General features: G+C 67.4%; 1 protein-coding gene (running past one end of the window). It reads left to right on the plus strand.

The genetic code is table 11. The features are described 5' to 3' along the window. A protein-coding gene (locus tag GXP74_RS22645; RefSeq protein ID WP_182453072.1) for a non-ribosomal peptide synthase/polyketide synthase crosses the window boundary here: on the plus strand, window positions 1–19,425 show its 5' portion. It continues 2,553 nt past the right edge of the window; the window shows 19,425 of its 21,978 coding nt (coding positions 1–19,425); its start codon is at window positions 1–3; its stop codon lies off the right edge, out of view.

Genomic DNA, 19,425 nt, shown 5'->3' on the forward strand with positions numbered 1-19,425 from the left:
ATGCCGGACATCCCATCCGTCACCTGGCCCCTGACTGCCGCCCAGTCCGGAGTATGGTTCGCACAGCAGCTGGATCCGACCAGCCCAGCACACCAGATCGCCGAATGCCTGGAGATCCACGGCCCGGTCGACCCGGCCCTCTTCGAGCAGGCGGTCCGGCAGCTGCAGACCGAGACCGAGACGACTCGGCTGCGGTTCATACGCGACGGCGACGAGGTGCGGCAGTACGCCGCACCCGTGGCCGAACCGGCCCTGCTGGTACAGGACTTCAGCGGCGAGACGGACCCCTGGCTCGCGGTCCGGGCGTGGATCCGGGCGGACCTCGCCCAGCCGATCGACCTGGATCACGGCCCGACCGGGATCATGGCACTCTTCCCGGCCGGACCGGACCGCTGCTTCTGGTACCAGCGCGGACACCACCTGATCGCCGACGGCTACACCGCCGCGATGCTGGCCGGCCGCACCGCCGAGATCTACACCGCGCTGGTCGAGGACCGGCCCACCGGCGCACCGCTGCCGCCCTTCGGGCAACTGGTCGAGGACGACCTCGCCTACCGCGCCTCCGAACAGTTCGCCGCCGACCGCGCGTACTGGGCCGAACGGCTCACCGGGCGCCCGGAGCCGGTCACCCTCTCCGGCCGCACCGCGCCGGCCTCGCACACCCCGATCCGCCACGCGACCGACCTGTCGGCCGCGACGGCCCAGCAGCTGCGGGCAACCGCCCGCCGCCTGCGGACCAGCCTGCCGGTACTGATGACGGCCGCCAGCGCCCTCTACCTCAACCGGATGACCGGCGCCGAGGACATCCTCCTCGCCCTCCCGGTCACCGGCCGCGCCACCCGGCTCCAGCGCTCCACCACCGGCATGCTCGCCAACATCCTGCCGATCCGGCTGGCGCTGCGCCCGGAGACCGGCCTGACCGACCTGGTCCGCCAGACCAGCAGCACCATGCGCGAGGCGCTGCGGCACCAGCGCTACCGCTACGAGGACCTACAGCGTGACCTGAACGTCGTCGGCGCGGACGGCTCGCGGCTGTTCGGCACCACGGTCAACGTCATGGCCTTCGACTACGACCTGCGCTTCGCCGGGCTGCCGACCACGGCGCACAACTTCTCCAACGGCTCGGTCGAGGACCTGTCGTTCGTCCTGTACGACCGCGCAGGAGACTCGGGCGCGCAGTTGGTGGTGGACGCCAACCCTGCGGCATACGAGGCGGCGGAGGCGGCAGACCACGCCGAGCGCTTCGCCCGGCTGCTGGAGACCCTGATCGCCGTGGAGGCACCGGAGAGTCCGCTGACCGGGCTCGACCTGCTGAGCCCGGCGGAGCGTCGGCGGGTGCTGGTGGAGTGGAACGACACCGCGCACGCGGTGCCGTCGGGGACGCTGCCCGAACTGTTCGCGGAGCAGGTAGCCCGGACGCCGGACGCGGTAGCGGTGGTGTTCGAGGGCACGGCAGTCAGCTACCGCCAGTTGAACGCCCGGGCGAACCAACTCGCGTGGCTGCTGGTCGAGCGGGGGGTGCGTCCGGAGTCAGTGGTACCGGTGCTGCTGGAACGCTCCGTCGAGATGGTCACCGCCCTCCTCGCCATCCACAAGGCAGGCGGCGCCTACCTCCCAGTGGACCCCGAGTATCCCGCAGACCGCATCGACTACATCCTCAGCGAAACCAACACACCCGTCATCGTCACACCCGCATTGATTGACGAATCGTCAACTTGCAGCGCTGATGACCTTCCAGAGACCGGTCTGCGCGGCGACCACCCCGCGTACGTGATCTTCACCTCCGGATCCACGGGTCGCCCCAAGGGTGTCGCTGTCCCGCACGCCGGAATCGTCAACCGCCTCGCCTGGATGCAGGACACCTACGGGCTGACTCCGGCGGATCGGGTCCTTCAGAAGACCCCGTTCGGGTTCGACGTCTCCGTGTGGGAGTTCTTCTGGCCCCTGCTCCAGGGGGCCACCCTCGTGATCGCCCGCCCCGGCGGCCACCGCGAACCGGCCTACCTCGCCGACCTGATCCAACGCGAACAGATCACGATCACCCACTTCGTCCCCTCCATGCTCCAGGCCTTCCTCACCGAACCCGCAGCCACCGCCTGCACCGGATTGCGGGCCGTCATGTGCAGCGGCGAAGCACTCCCCACAGAGCTACGCGACACCTTCACCCGCGCACTGCCCACCACCCCACTGCACAACCTCTACGGCCCCACCGAAGCATCCGTCGACGTCACCGCCTGGACCTGCACCAACGACACCACCACCGCACCGGTGCCCATCGGCAGCCCAGTCTGGAACACCCGCCTGTACGTCCTGGACACCAACCTCCAACCCGTCCCCCCCGGCGTCGAAGGCGAGCTGTACCTCGCGGGCGTCCAGCTCGCACGCGGCTACCTCAACCGACCCGGACTGACCGCCGAACGCTTCACCGCCAACCCCCACGGCCCCACCGGCGACCGCATGTACCGCACCGGCGACCTCGCCCGCTGGCGCACCGACGGCAACCTCCAATACCTCGGCCGCACCGACCACCAAATCAAACTACGCGGCTTCCGCATCGAACTCGGCGAGATCGAAGCCGCCCTGACCGCACACCCCACCGTCGCCCACGCCACCGTCATCCTCCGCGAAGACACCCCCGGCGACCAACGCCTCACCGCCTACACCATCCCCAACGGCGACCTGGACCCCACTGCCCTACGCACCCACCTCGCCACCACCCTCCCCGACTACATGATCCCCACAACCATCATCGTCCTCGACGAACTCCCACTCACCATCAACGGCAAACTCGACCGCAACGCCCTCCCCACACCCGAACACACCACCCACACACCCGGCCGCGCCCCCACAACGCCACAGGAACAGATCCTCTGCGAGATCTTCGCGCAGATCCTCGACCTACCCCAGGTAGGCGTCCTCGACAACTTCTTCGAACTCGGCGGACACTCCCTCCTCGCCACCCGCCTCATCAGCCGCATCCGCACCACCCTCGGCACCGAACTCCCCCTCCGCACACTCTTCGAAGCACCCACCCCCGCCACCCTCGCCACCCAACTCAACAACAACACCACCACCCAACGCCCAACACTCCAACCCACCAACCCACCCAACCTCCCACCCCTCTCCTTCGCACAACAACGACTCTGGTTCCTCAACGAACTCGAAGGACCCAACACCACCTACAACTCCCCGATGGCACTGACTCTGTCAGGGCACCTGGACGTCGATGCCTTGGACGCCGCCCTGCGTGACGTGGTCGCCCGACATGAGGTGTTGCGGTCGGTCATCGCCACGATCGAGGGAAAGCCACACCAGCGTGTGCTACCCATGACCGCCGTCAGCTCGCTGCTGACCGTGGCCGAGTTCGACGAACATGCCATCGCACGTGCCACTGCGCACACCTTCGACCTGGCAACCGAACTCCCACTCCACGCCTGGCTGTTCAAGCAGAACCCGGACCAGCACGTCCTCCTCGTCGTGGTCCACCACATCGCCGGTGACGGCTGGTCCATGGGCCCACTCGCCCACGACGTCTCCACCGCCTACACCGCGCGACTCGCCGGTAGCGCCCCCACCTGGGAACCGCTCGCCGTTCAGTACGCCGACTACACCCTCTGGCAACGCGACCTCCTCGGCACCCCCGACGACCCCGACAGCCTGCTCACCCAACAACTCGCCTACTGGCGTGATGCACTGGCCAACCTCCCCGAGGAACTGAGCCTCCCCACCAGTCGGCCTCGTCCAACAGTGGCCAGCCATCAGGGCAGCAGTGTCGACCTGGTCATTCCCACTGACCTCCACTGCCAGCTACGGGAGTTGGCGCGGACGGAAGGCGTCACCGTCTTCATGCTGCTCCAAGCAGCCCTCACCGTCCTGCTCCACCGCCTCGGCGCCGGAACCGATATTCCCATCGGCACTCCCATCGCCGGACGCACCGACCAAGCCCTCGACAACCTCGTTGGCTTCTTCGTCAACACCCTCACTCTTCGGACGGACCTAACCGGCAACCCCACCTTCGCCCAACTCCTCCACGACATCCGCGAGACCAACCTCAACGCTCACACCCACCAGGACATCCCCTTCGAACGCCTCGTCGAGGAGCTGGCACCCACCCGCTCCATGGGCCGCCACCCCCTCTTCCAGGTCATGCTCGCCCTGCAGAACAACCAGCAGGCCGTCATCGACCTCCCGGGCCTAATCACCGAACCTCTGCCAACCGGATCCGAGGCGGCGCGCTTCGACCTGGAGTTCACTCTGGGCGAGCGCTTCACACCCGAGGGGAAGCCCGCTGGCCTGCATGGTGAACTCACCTTCGCCACAGACCTGTTCGACACGGCACTGTCCGAGCAGATCGCGGCACGCTTCGTCCGTGTGCTCGCCGCTGTGGTAGCCGACCCGGAACAGCAGGTCGGAATGGTCGACGTCCTGGACTCGGCGGAGCGTCGGCGGGTGTTGGTGGAGTGGAACGACACCGCGCACCAGGTGCCATCGGGGACCCTGCCCGAACTGTTCGCAGAGCAGGTAGCCCGGACACCGGACGCCGTGGCAGTGGTGTTCGAAGGCACAGCAGTCAGCTACCGCCAGTTGAACGCCCGAGCGAACCAACTCGCTTGGCTGCTGGTCGAGCGGGGGGTGCGTCCGGAGTCAGTGGTACCGGTGCTGCTGGAACGCTCCGTCGAGATGGTCACCGCCCTCCTCGCCATCCACAAGGCAGGCGGCGCCTACCTGCCAGTGGACCCCGAGTACCCCGCAGACCGCATCGACTACATCCTCAGCGAAACCAACACACCCGTCATCGTCACACCCACATTGATTGACGAATCGTCAACTTGCAGCGCTGATGACCTTCCCGAGACCGGTCTGCGCGGCGACCACCCCGCATATGTGATCTTCACGTCGGGTTCCACGGGTCGCCCCAAGGGCGTCGCCGTCCCGCACGCCGGGATCGTCAACCGCCTCGCCTGGATGCAAAACACCTACCGGCTCACGGCGGCAGATCGGGTCCTGCAGAAGACCCCGTTCGGGTTCGACGTCTCCGTGTGGGAGTTCTTCTGGCCCCTGCTGCAAGGCGCCACCCTCGTGATCGCCCGCCCCGGCGGCCACCGCGAACCCGCCTACCTCGCCGACCTGATCCAACGCGAACACATCACGATCACCCACTTCGTCCCCTCCATGCTCCAGGCCTTCCTCGCCGAACCCGCAGCCACCGCCTGCACCGGATTGCGCGCGGTCATGTGCAGCGGCGAAGCACTCCCCACAGAACTACGCGACACCTTCACCCGCGCACTGCCCACCACCCCACTGCACAACCTCTACGGCCCCACCGAAGCATCCGTCGACGTCACCGCCTGGACCTGCACCAACGACACCACCAGCACCTCCGTACCCATCGGCAGCCCGATCTGGAACACCCGCCTGTACGTCCTGGACACCAACCTCCAACCCGTCCCCCCCGGCGTCGAAGGCGAGCTCTACCTCGCCGGCGTCCAACTCGCACGCGGCTACCTCAACCGACCCAGCCTGACCGCCGAACGCTTCACCGCCAACCCCCACGGCCCCACCGGCGACCGCATGTACCGCACCGGCGACCTCGCCCGCTGGCGCACCGACGGCAACCTCCAATACCTCGGCCGCACCGACCACCAAATCAAACTACGCGGCTTCCGCATCGAACTCGGCGAGATCGAAGCCGCCCTCACCACCCACCCCACCGTCGCCCACGCCACCGTCATCCTCCGCGAAGACACCCCCGGCGACCAACGCCTCACCGCCTACACCATCCCCAACGGCGACCTGGACCCCACCACCCTACGCACCCACCTCGCCACCACCCTCCCCGACTACATGATCCCAGCAGCCATCATCCCGCTGGACACACTCCCACTCACCATCAACGGCAAACTCGACCGCAACGCCCTCCCCACACCCAACGCCGTCGCATCCAACAGCTACCGAGCGCCGTCCACCACACGTGAAGCTGAGCTCTGCGAGGCTTTTGCGGAGGTCCTTGGTCTGCCCCGGGTCGGTGTCGACGACAGCTTCTTCGAACTCGGCGGGCACTCCCTCCTCGCCATATCACTGGTCGACCGCCTGCGCTCGCGCGGCGTCCTGGTGAATGTGCGTGCGCTCTTCACCTCCCCGACGGTCTCTGCCCTGGCATCCACCGTCGGCGAGAACGACGTACTGGTGCCGCCGAACCTCATCCCCGACGGCGCGTCGACGATCACCCCGGACATGCTCCCGCTGGTGAAGCTGACAGCAGCGGAGGTCGACCGAATCGTCACGGGATTCCCGGGCGGCGCGGCCAACATCGCCGACATCTACCCGCTCGCCCCGCTCCAGGAGGGCATCTTCTTCCACCACCTGCTCACCGCAGGTGGCGATGACCTCTACGTTCTTCCGACGGTACTCACCCTCGACTCGCGCGACCGTCTTGACGCCTTCCTCGACGCACTGCAACAGGTGATCAATCGTCACGACGTGCTGCGCACCGCCGTGCTGTGGCAGGGACTCGCTGAGCCCGTCCAGGTCGTGGCCCGTCATGCAGTGCTACCCGTCGAGTTGGTCGAGCTCAGTGGCACGAGTGGTGACCCCGTCGGGCAGCTTCGAGCAGCCGGCCAAACGTCGATGGACCTCACCCGCGCCCCGCTGCTGCGCGCCTACATCGCGGCCGAGCCGGGCAGCGGGCGGTGGCTGTTGCTGGTCCAGCAGCACCATCTGGTCATCGACCACACGGCACTCGACGTGCTGCTGGCGGAGATCCGGGCGATTCTGGGAGGTGAGCAGGACCAGCTGCCGACACCGCGCGCCTACCGCGACTTCGTCGCGCAGGCCATGCTGGGCGTGTCGCGTGACGAACACGAGCAGTTCTTCGCGGAGCGCCTGCGCGATGTGACCGAGCCGACTGCTCCGTTCGGGCTACTGAACGTACACGGGGACGCTCAGGGGGTGGCTGAGGCAAGGCTCCCAGTGCCCGCAGAGCTGAACACACGAGTCCGGGAGCAGGCACGCCGCCTGGGGGTGAGCCCGGCCTCGGTGTTCCATGTGGCCTGGGCACGTGTGGTCGCCGCGACCGCGAACCGTGATGACGTGGTATTCGGCACCGTGCTCTTCGGCCGGATGAACAGTGGGGACCGGGTGCCCGGCCTCTTCATCAATACCCTGCCGGTCCGAGCGGCGACCGCCGGGAAGAGCGCGGCCCAGGCCGTGCTCGCCATGCGCGGACAACTCGCGGATCTGCTGTCACACGAGCACGCTTCGCTCGCGCTCGCGCAGAAGGCCAGCGGCATCTCCGGCGCCGCCCCCCTCTTCACCGCCCTGCTCAACTACCGCCACGGGCAAGGGACCAGTGGGACCGAAGCCCCCGAAACGGGACTGGCCGGGGTCGAGGTCGCCATGGTGCACGAGCGCACCAACTACCCCCTGACCATGTCGGTCGACGACTTCGGCGACGCATTCGCCCTGACCGTCCAGGCGATCGCTCCGATCGACGCCGAACTGGTCTGCGGCTTGGCACTCACCACGCTGGAGGGACTCACCGCCGCGCTCGAAAGCGCCCCCGAGACGGGCCTTGAGCGGATCAACGTCCTGGGTGACGTGGAGCGTCGGCGGGTGTTGGTGGAGTGGAACGACACCGCGCACGCGGTGCCGTCGGGGACGCTGCCCGAACTGTTCGCGGAGCAGGTAGCCCGGACGCCGGGCGCGGTGGCGGTGGTGTTCGAGGGCACGGCAGTCAGCTACCGGGAGTTGAACGCCCGAGCGAACCAACTCGCGTGGCTGCTGGTCGAGCAGGGGGTGCGTCCGGAGTCGGTGGTACCGGTGCTGCTGGAACGCTCCGTGGACATGGTCACCGCCCTCCTCGGGATCCACAAGGCAGGCGGCGCCTACCTCCCGGTTGATCCCGAGTACCCCGCAGACCGCATCGACTACATCCTCAGCGAAACCAACACACCCGTCATCGTCACACCCGACCTCATCGACAAGACAACCGGCTATGACACCGCCGATCTGCCGCAGCAGGGTCTGCAAGGTGCACACCCAGCCTATGTGATCTTCACGTCGGGTTCCACGGGTCGCCCCAAGGGTGTCGCTGTCCCGCACGCCGGGATCGTCAACCGCCTCGCCTGGATGCAGGACACCTACGGGCTGACTCCGGCAGATCGGGTCCTGCAGAAGACCCCGTTCGGGTTCGACGTCTCCGTGTGGGAGTTCTTCTGGCCCCTGCTGCAAGGCGCCACCCTCGTGATCGCCCGCCCCGGCGGCCACCGCGAACCCGCCTACCTCGCCGACCTGATCCAACGCGAACACATCACGATCACCCACTTCGTGCCGTCCATGCTCCAGGCCTTCCTCACCGAACCCGCAGCCACCGCCTGCACCGGATTGCGCGCGGTCATCTGCAGCGGCGAAGCACTCCCCACAGAACTACGCGACACCTTCACCCGCGCACTGCCCACCACCCCACTGCACAACCTCTACGGCCCCACCGAAGCATCCGTCGACGTCACCGCCTGGACCTGCACCAACGACACCACCAGCACCTCCGTACCCATCGGCAGCCCGGTCTGGAACACCCGCCTGTACGTCCTGGACACCAACCTCCAACCCGTCCCCCCCGGCGTCGAAGGCGAGCTCTACCTCGCCGGCGTCCAACTCGCACGCGGCTACCTCAACCGACCCAGCCTGACCGCCGAACGCTTCACCGCCAACCCCCACGGCCCCACCGGCGACCGCATGTACCGCACCGGCGACCTCGCCCGCTGGCGCACCGACGGCAACCTCCAATACCTCGGCCGCACCGACCACCAAATCAAACTACGCGGCTTCCGCATCGAACTCGGCGAAATCGAAACCGCCCTCACCACCCACCCCACCGTCGCCCACGCCACCGTCATCCTCCGCGAAGACACCCCCGGCGACCAACGCCTCACCGCCTACACCATCCCCAACGGCGACCTGGACCCCACTGCCCTACGCACCCACCTCGCCACCACCCTCCCCGACTACATGATCCCAGCAGCCATCATCCCGCTGGACACACTCCCACTCACCATCAACGGCAAACTCGACCGCAACGCCCTCCCCACACCCAACGCCGTCGCATCCAACAGCTACCGCGCCCCCACAACGCCACAGGAACAGATCCTCTGCGAGATCTTCGCCCAGATCCTCGACCTACCCCAGGTAGGCGTCCTCGACAACTTCTTCGAACTCGGCGGACACTCCCTCCTCGCCACCCGCCTCATCAGCCGCATCCGCACCACCCTCGGCACCGAACTCCCCCTCCGCACACTCTTCGAAGCACCCACCCCCGCCACCCTCGCCACCCAACTCAACAACAACAACACCCAACGCCCAACACTCCAACCCACCAACCGACCCAACCTCCCACCCCTCTCCTTCGCACAACAACGACTCTGGTTCCTCAACGAACTCGAAGGACCCAACACCACCTACAACATCCCGATGGCACTGACTCTGTCAGGGCAGCTGGACACGGTCGCGCTTGAGGATGCGCTCCGCGATGTCGTCAATCGACATGAGGTACTGCGCACAGTATTCCCGGTCGATGACAGCCAGCCACACCAGCGCGTGCTGCCCATGGCCGCCATCGGGTCCCTAATGTCCGTGGGCGAGTTCGACGAGGAGGCGCTGGCCGACGCTGCTGCGCACAGCTTCGACCTGGCAACCGAGCCCCCGCTCCACGCCTGGCTGTTCAAGCAGAACCCGGACCAGCACGTCCTCCTCGTCGTGGTCCACCACATCGCCGGTGACGGCTGGTCCATGGGCCCACTCGCCCACGACGTCTCCACCGCCTACACCGCGCGACTCGCCGGCACCGCCCCCACCTGGGAACCGCTCGCCGTCCAGTACGCCGACTACACCCTCTGGCAACGCGACCTCCTCGGCACCACCGACAACCCCGACAGCCTGCTCACCCAACAACTCGCCTACTGGCGCGAAGCACTGGCCAACCTCCCCGAGGAACTGAACCTCCCCACCGACCGGCCACGCCCCGCAGTCGCCACCCACCAAGGCGGCAGTGTCCCCCTCACCATCCCCGCCGAACTCCACCAACGGCTGCGGGACTTGGCGCGGGCCGAAGGCGTCACCGCCTTCATGGTGCTCCAAGCAGCCCTCGCCGTCCTCCTCCACCGCCTCGGCGCAGGAGACGACATCCCCATCGGCACCCCCATCGCCGGACGCACCGACGAAGCGCTTGACGACCTCGTCGGCTTCTTCGTCAACACACTCGTCCTCCGCGCGAATGCCACCGGCAACCCGACATTCGCAGAATTGTTGGGCCGAGTCCGCGAGGCCGGGCTGAGTGCGTTCTCACATCAGGACGTTCCATTCGAACGCCTGGTGGAAGAGCTGGCGCCCACCCGCTCCATGGCGCGGCATCCGCTCTTCCAGGTCATGCTCACGCTGCAGAGCGGCAGCCAGCCCTCGGTCACGTTGCCCGGCCTACGGGCCTCGGCGCTGAACGTAGAGCAGCCAGCAGCCAAGTTCGACCTGGCTTTCACGTTGGACGAGGACATAGCCGCCGCCGGCTTGCACGGCACCCTCACCTTCGCCCACGACCTCTACGACGCAGCGACAGCAACGCAGCTGGCCGAGCGCTTCCTCCGCGTACTCAGCGCAGCGACCGATGCGCCGCACCAGCCCATCGGTCAGATTGAGCTACTTGACTCGGCGGAGCGTCGGCGGGTGTTGGTGGAGTGGAACGACACCGCGCACGCGGTGCCGTCGGGCACGCTGCCCGAACTGTTCGCAGAGCAGGTAGCCCGGACACCGGACGCCGTGGCAGTGGTGTTCGAAGGCACAGCAGTCAGCTACCGCCAGTTGAACGCCCGGGCGAACCAACTCGCTTGGCTGCTGGTCGAGCGGGGGGTGCGTCCGGAGTCAGTGGTACCGGTGCTGCTGGAACGCTCCGTGGACATGGTCATCGCCCTCCTCGCCATCCACAAGGCAGGCGGCGCCTACCTGCCAGTGGACCCCGAGTACCCCGCAGACCGCATCGACTACATCCTCAGCGAAACCAACACACCCGTCATCGTCACACCCGCATTGATTGACGAATCGTCAACTTGCAGCGCTGATGACCTTCCAGAGACCGGTCTGCGCGGCGACCACCCCGCATATGTGATCTTCACGTCGGGTTCCACGGGTCGCCCCAAGGGCGTCGCCGTCCCGCACGCCGGGATCGTCAACCGCCTCGCCTGGATGCAGGACACCTACCGGCTCACGGCGGCAGATCGGGTCCTGCAGAAGACCCCGTTCGGGTTCGACGTCTCCGTGTGGGAGTTCTTCTGGCCCCTGCTGCAAGGCGCCACCCTCGTGATCGCCCGCCCCGGCGGCCACCGCGAACCCGCCTACCTCGCCGACCTGATCCAACGCGAACACATCACGATCACCCACTTCGTCCCCTCCATGCTCCAGGCCTTCCTCGCCGAACCCGCCGCCACCGCCTGCACCGGATTGCGCGCGGTCATCTGCAGCGGCGAAGCACTCCCCACAGAACTACGCGACACCTTCACCCGCGCACTGCCCACCACCCCACTGCACAACCTCTACGGCCCCACCGAAGCATCCGTCGACGTCACCGCCTGGACCTGCACCAACGACACCACCACCGCACCGGTGCCCATCGGCAGCCCAGTCTGGAACACCCGCCTGTACGTCCTGGACACCAACCTCCAACCCGTCCCCCCCGGCGTCGAAGGCGAGCTCTACCTCGCCGGCGTCCAACTCGCACGCGGCTACCTCAACCGACCCAGCCTGACCGCCCAACGCTTCACCGCCAACCCCCACGGCCCCACCGGCGACCGCATGTACCGCACCGGCGACCTCGCCCGCTGGCGCACCGACGGCAACCTCCAATACCTCGGCCGCACCGACCACCAAATCAAACTACGCGGCTTCCGCATCGAACTCGGCGAAATCGAAACCGCCCTGACCGCACACCCCACCGTCACCCACGCCACCGTCATCCTCCGCGAAGACACCCCCGGCGACCAACGCCTCACCGCCTACACCATCCCCAACGGCCCACTCGACCCCACCACCCTACGCACCCACCTCGCCACCACCCTCCCCGACTACATGATCCCAGCAGCCATCATCCCGCTGGACACACTCCCACTCACCATCAACGGCAAACTCGACCGCAACGCCCTCCCCACACCCGAGATCACACCGACAACCACCCACCGCGCCCCTCGCACCCCCCACGAGGAACTACTCGCCACCCTCTACACCGAAATCCTCGGAACCCCCGGCCCCAGCATCGACGACAGCTTCTTCGAACTCGGCGGACACTCCCTCCTCGCCACCCGCCTCACCAGCCGCATCCGCGCGATCCTCGGCACCGAACTCCCCCTCCGCACCGTCTTCGAAGCACCCACCATCGCCGCCCTTGCCCAACACCTCAACCACAGCACGACCACTCAGCGTCCCCCGCTCCAACCCGCCACCCGACCGGACCAGTTGCCCCTCTCCCACGCACAGCAGCGACTCTGGTTCCTCAACGAACTCGAAGGACCAAACGCCACCTACAACATCCCGATGGCTGTCCGCCTCACCGGTTCCTTGGACGTCAACGCCTTGGACCAGGCCCTGCGGGATGTGGTCTGCCGCCACGAGGTACTACGCACCGTCTTCCCACCCATCGACGGCCAGCCGCGTCAGGGGGTCCTCGATGGCGAGACACTCAGTACCTTGCTCACGACTGCGGAGTACGACGAGCAGGCGATAGCCGACGCCGCTGCGCACACCTTCGACCTGGCGACCGAACTCCCCTTCCGCGCGAGCCTGTTCACCCAGAGTCCGGACAATCACCTGCTCCTCGTCGTGGTCCATCACATCGCTGGTGATGGCTGGTCCATGGGCCCGCTGGCCCAGGACGTCTCCACCGCCTACGCGGCCCGCCTCACCGGCACCGCCCCCACCTGGGAACCGCTCGCCGTCCAGTACGCCGACTACACCCTCTGGCAACGCGACCTCCTCGGCACCACCGACAACCCCGACAGCCTGCTCACCCAACAACTCGCCTACTGGCGCGAAGCACTGGCCAACCTCCCCGAGGAACTGAACCTCCCCACCGACCGGCCACGCCCCGCAGTCGCCACCCACCAAGGCGGCAGCATCAACCTCACCATCCCCGCCGAACTCCACCAACGACTACAGGAACTGGCACAGACCGAAGGCGTCACCGCCTTCATGGTCCTCCAAGCAGCCCTCGCCGTCCTCCTCCACCGCCTCGGCGCAGGAGACGACATCCCCATCGGCACCCCCATCGCCGGACGCACCGACCAAGCGCTTGACAACCTCATCGGCTTCTTCGTCAACACCCTCACCCTCCGCACCAACCTCACCAACAACCCCACCTTCACCCAACTCCTGCACCACACCCGCGAAACCAACCTCAACGCCCACACCCACCAAGACATCCCCTTCGAACGCCTCGTCGAAGAACTCGCACCCACCCGCTCCATCGCCCGCCACCCCCTCTTCCAAGTCTCGCTCACTCTGCAGAACAACCAGCAGGCCGTCATCGACCTCCCCGGCCTGGACGCCACCGTTGTCCCCGCCGGAGAGCTCGCGGCCAAGTTCGACCTGGCCTTCGCACTGGACGAGGACTTCACCACCACCGGCCTGCACGGCTCACTCACCTTCGCCCGGGACCTCTTCGACGCACCGACAGCCGAGCAGATCGCCGCGCGCTTCCTCCGCGTACTCAACGCGGTCGCCGCCGACCCGCATCAGACGGTGGACCGCATCGACGTCCTGGTCGGCGACGAGCGACACAGGATCCTGTCCGAGTGGAACGACACCGCTCACGAGATCCCGCGCGGCATGCTGCCGGAGCTGTTCGCCGCCCAGGTCGCCCGAACTCCAGGGGCAGTAGCTGTGGTAGCGGACGGCGTAGAGCTGACCTACGCGGAGTTGGACGCCCGGGCCAACGGTCTCGCCCGCCGCCTGGTCGCGCATGGTGTCGGTGCCGAGTGCGGCGTGGCTGTCCTGATGGAGCGCTCGGCCGACTTGGTGGTTGCGCTGCTGGCGGTCGTCAAGGCCGGTGGCTTCTACGTGCCCCTTGACGCGCGCTACCCCATTGCCCACCGACGGATGATCACAGCCGAGACGAACGCCCGCGTCGTGCTGACAGATTCCGCGCTCCGCCAGCAGGCCTCGGAGCTTGGTCTCATCGTCCTCGACGTGGACGGCAGTGAATCTGCCAGTGGCCCCGATGTGGCGTGTTCAGAGGCCCAGTTGGCGTACGTGATGTACACCTCGGGCTCGACCGGCCGCCCCAAGGGGGTCGCAGTCGCGCACCGTGATGTGGTTGCACTGGCCATGGATCGCCGGTTCGCGGCAAACGGAATGGAACGGGTGCTGTTGCACTCACCTCACTCCTTCGACGCGTCCACTTTTGAGCTCTGGGCACCGCTCCTGACTGGTGGTCAGGTAGTAGTGGCCCCTGCGGGGGACCTCACCACTGGCGCGCTGGCCCGAGTGGTCAGCGAACACCGCGTGGACTGGATCTTCCTCACCATCGGCCTGTTCGGCCTGTTCGCCGAGGACGACCCTCACTGCTTCGCCGGCCTCCGCCAGGTCTGGACCGGTGGCGACGTCGTCTCACCGGTGGCCGTGGCCCGAGTGCAGGCCGCCTGTCCGAACACAGTCGTGGTGAACGTCTACGGACCGACGGAGACCACCACCTTCGCGACCGCTCACCCGGTGGTGAACTCCAGCGGTGCGCTGCCGATCGGGCGGCCGTTGGACAACATGCGGGCCTACGTCCTGGACGCCCGACTGCAACCGGTCCCCACCGGCAGCACCGGCGAACTCTACCTCGCCGGCGCGGGCCTCTCCCGCGGCTACCTCAACCACCCCGCCCTCACCGCCGAACGCTTCCTCGCCGACCCGTTCAGCAACACCGGCGAACGCATGTACCGCACCGGCGACCTCGCCCACTGGAACCACAACGGCGAACTCCACTACGCCGGACGCACCGACCAGCAGATCAAACTACGCGGCTTCCGCATCGAACTCGGCGAGATCGAGGCCGCCCTCACCACCCACCCCACCGTCGCCCTCGCCACCGTCATCCTCCGCGAAGACACCCCCGGCGACAAACGCCTCACCGCCTACACCGTCCCCAACGGCGACCTGGACCCGACCGCCCTACGCACCCACCTCGCCACCACCCTCCCCGACTACATGATCCCCACAACCATCGTCGTCCTCGACGAACTCCCACTCACCATCAACGGCAAACTCGACCGCAACGCCCTCCCCACACCCGAGATCACACCGACAACCACCCACCGCGCCCCTCGCACCCCCCACGAAGACATCCTCAGCGAACTGTTCGCGCAGGTCCTCGGCCTCCCCCTGGTCGGCATCGACGACAACTTCTTCGACCTCGGCGGACACTCCCTCCTCGCCACCCGCCTCATCAGCCGCATCCGCACCACCCTCGGCACCGACCTGCCGATCCGCGCACTGTTCGAGGCTCCGACCGTCGCCGCACTGGCCGAGCGGTTCGAAGGCGCCGGGCAGAGCCGTCCGGCGCTCGCGCCAACCGTGCGTCCGGAGCTGGTCCCGGTCTCATTCGCACAGCAACGCCTCTGGTTCCTGGGCGAGTTGGAAGGCCCGAGTGCCACCTACAACATCCCGCTGGCGCTTCGACTCGCAGGCTCCTTGAACTCCGAGGCCCTGCAGGAGGCGCTGCGTGACGTGGTGATCCACCACGAGGTACTGCGCACCATCTTCCCTGCGGTCGAAGGACATCCGTATCAGCGAGTCCTCCCGCCGGAAGCAGTCGGGTCGCTGCTCACCGTGGAGCCGGACGGCACGTATGACGAACGGGCGCTGGCCCGGGCCGCGGCGCACACCTTCAATCTGCGTAGTGACATACCCCTGCACGCCTGGCTGTTCAATCTCGCCGACGATGATCATGTGCTCCTGCTGGTGGTCCACCACATCGCCGGTGACGGCTGGTCCATGGCCCCGCTGGCCCAGGACGTCTCCACTGCCTACACCGCACGCCTCGCCGGCACCGCCCCCACCTGGGAACCGCTCGCCGTCCAGTACGCCGACTACACCCTCTGGCAACGCGACCTCCTCGGCACCACCGACGACCCCGACAGCCTGCTCACCCAACAACTCGCCTACTGGCGCGAAGCACTGGCCGACCTCCCCGAGGAACTGAACCTCCCCACCGACCGGCCACGCCCCGCAGTCGCCACCCACCAAGGCGGCAGTGTCCCCCTCACCATCCCCGCCGAACTCCACCAACGACTACAGGAACTGGCACAGACCGAAGGCGTCACCGTCTTCATGGTCCTCCAAGCAGCCCTCGCCGTCCTCCTCCACCGCCTCGGCGCAGGAGACGACATCCCCATCGGCACCCCCATCGCCGGACGCACCGACCAAGCGCTTGACGACCTCGTCGGCTTCTTCGTCAACACCCTCACCCTCCGCACCAACCTCGCCAACAACCCCACTTTCACCCAACTCCTGCACCACACCCGCGAAACCAACCTCAACGCCCACACCCACCAAGACATCCCCTTCGAACGCCTCGTCGAAGAACTCGCACCCACCCGCTCCATCGCCCGCCACCCCCTCTTCCAGGTCATGCTCTCGCTCCAGAACAACCAGCAGGCCGTCATCGACCTGCCCGGCCTCACCACCGAGCCCATGCCAACCGGAGCGGCCACGGCCAGGTTCGACCTCGGGTTCGCACTGGGGGCGGCCGTCGGACCGGACGGCGAGCCGGACGGCATGCGCGGCATCCTTACCTATGCCACCGACTTGTTCGACCCGTCGACGGCCGAGCTGCTGGCTCGCCGCTTCATCAGGGTCCTGGCCGCCGCTGTCTCCGCGCCGCAACTCCCGGTCGCCCAGGTGGAGATCATGGACGACGCGGAGCGGCACCGAATCCTGTCCCAATGGAACGACACCGCTCACGAGGTCCCGCTCAGTACCCTGCCCGCGCTGTTCGAAGCCCAGGTCACCCGGACCCCGGATGCTGCGGCCCTGGCCTTCGGCCGCACCGAGCTGACCTATGCCGAGGTCAACGCCCGGGCGAACCAACTGGCCCGGCTGCTGGTGGAGCACGGCGTGGGCCCGGAGTCACTGGTCGCGGTGCTGCTGGAGCGCTCGGCAGAGCTGGTGGTCACCCTGCTGGCGGTGCTCAAGGCAGGCGGCGCCTACGTCCCGATCGACCCCGCATATCCGGCCGACCGAATCGCCTACCTGCTGGACGACTCCCACCCGCAGGTACTGCTCACCACCGCCGACCGCGCACCGGACCTGACTACCGCTCATACGCTGTTGCTCGATCAGCTGGTGACGTCCACCTATGACGCGGAGAATCTCAACACGACTGTGGCTCAGCAGCATCCGGCCTACGTGATCTACACCTCCGGCTCAACCGGGCGACCGAAGGGCGTCGTTGTCCCGCACGCCGGTGTGGTCAACTACCTGATCCGCAGTTGGGAGGCGTACCCGGAGCTGCGCGGCAACACACTGCTGCACGCGTCGATCTCCTTCGACGCCGGTGTCACCGCCCTCTACGGCGCCCTGACCTCCGGCGGTCGGGTGCGGGTGGCGGCGCTCGACGAGCAACTGCCCGAGGCGCTCAGCGGTGAGCGGTTGAGCTTCCTGAAGGCGACGCCGAGTGGCCTGTCCTACCTGGACGCACTCTCCGACACGCACGTGCCGACCGGGCGGCTGATGGTCGGCGGGGAGGCAGTTCAGGCGGCACAGCTTCAGCGCTGGCGGCTGGAGCATCCGCAGGTGGCCGTGGTCAACCACTACGGCCCGACCGAGGCGACCGTCGGCTGCACCGACTACCCGCTCGGCAACGGGGAACTCGGCACCGTGGTTCCGATCGGTCGGCCGATGTGGAACACCCGGGCCTATGTGCTGGACGCAACCCTGCAGCCGGTCCCGGCCGGGGTGTCCGGTGAGTTGTACATCGCCGGTGTCCAGCTGGCCCGCGGCTACCTCAGCCGTCCCGGCCTGTCCGCCGAGCGTTTCGTCGCCGACCCGCACGGTCCGGTCGGAGAGCGTATGTACCGCACCGGCGACCTTGCCCGCTGGCGGGCGGACGGCAACCTGGAGTACCTCGGCCGTACCGACGACCAGGTCAAGATCCGCGGCTTCCGGATCGAACTCGGCGAGATCGAGAGCGCCTTGGCCGCGCACCCGGCAGTGGCACAGGCCAGCGTGATCGTGCGCGAGGAGACTCCGGGCAATCCACGCCTGGTCGGCTACGTCGTCGCCGACGGCGATCTGGAAGTCAGTCTGCTACGGGCGCAGTTGGCGGCGTCGCTGCCGGAGTACATGGTTCCGGCGGCGATCGTGCTACTCGACGCACTGCCGATGACGGTGAACGGGAAGCTGGACCGGCGGGCCCTGCCCGCACCCGACTTCACCGCCGCCACCAGTACCGCCTACCGGGCCCCGGTGACTGCGCACGAGAAAGCCCTGTGCGAGGTCTTCGCCAACGTCCTGGGACTGCCCCAGGTCGGCGTCGACGACAACTTCTTCGAACTCGGCGGCCACTCCCTACTCGCCGTCACCCTCGTCGAACAACTCCGCACCCGCGACATCCACATCAACGTCCGCACCCTGTTCACCACCCCCACCGTCACCGGCCTCGCCCACACCACCACCAACACCACCCTCACCGTCCCACCCAACCTCATCCCCACCAACCCCCACACCATCACCCCCGACCTACTCCCCCTGATCACCCTCACCCAAGCCCACATCGACCACATCACCACCACCATCCCCGGCGGCACACCCAACATCGCCGACATCTACCCCCTCGCCCCACTCCAAGAAGGCATCTTCTTCCACCACCTCATGGCCACCGGCGACAACCACAACGACCCCTACGTCGTGCCGACCATGTTGACCTTCGACACCCACAACCGCCTCACCACCTTCCTCAACGCACTCCAACACGTCATCAACCGCCACGACATCCTCCGCACCGCCATCCTCTGGCAAGACCTCCCCGAACCCATCCAGGTCGTCACCCGACACGCCACCCTGCCAGTGGAAGAGCACGTCCTGCACACGGACAACCCGGCCAGTGAACTCGCCGCCGCCTGCCCCGCGTGGATGGACCTCACCCAGGCACCCCTCCTGCGCGCCCATATCGCCGCCGAACCGGGCACCGAGCGCTGGCTGCTGCTCCTGCAACGCCATCACCTGGTGAGCGACCACACCGCGCTCGACATCCTGTTGGCCGAGATCCGGGCCATCCTCACCGGTCGTCAGGACACGCTCCCTACTCCGCTGCCGTTCCGTGACTTCGTCGCCCAGGCCCTGCTCGGCGTCACCCGCCAGGAACACGAACAGTTCTTCACCCAACTCCTCGGCCACATCACCGAACCCACC

It is taken from the genome of Streptacidiphilus sp. P02-A3a (assembly GCF_014084105.1).
Taxonomy (GTDB): domain Bacteria; phylum Actinomycetota; class Actinomycetes; order Streptomycetales; family Streptomycetaceae; genus Streptacidiphilus.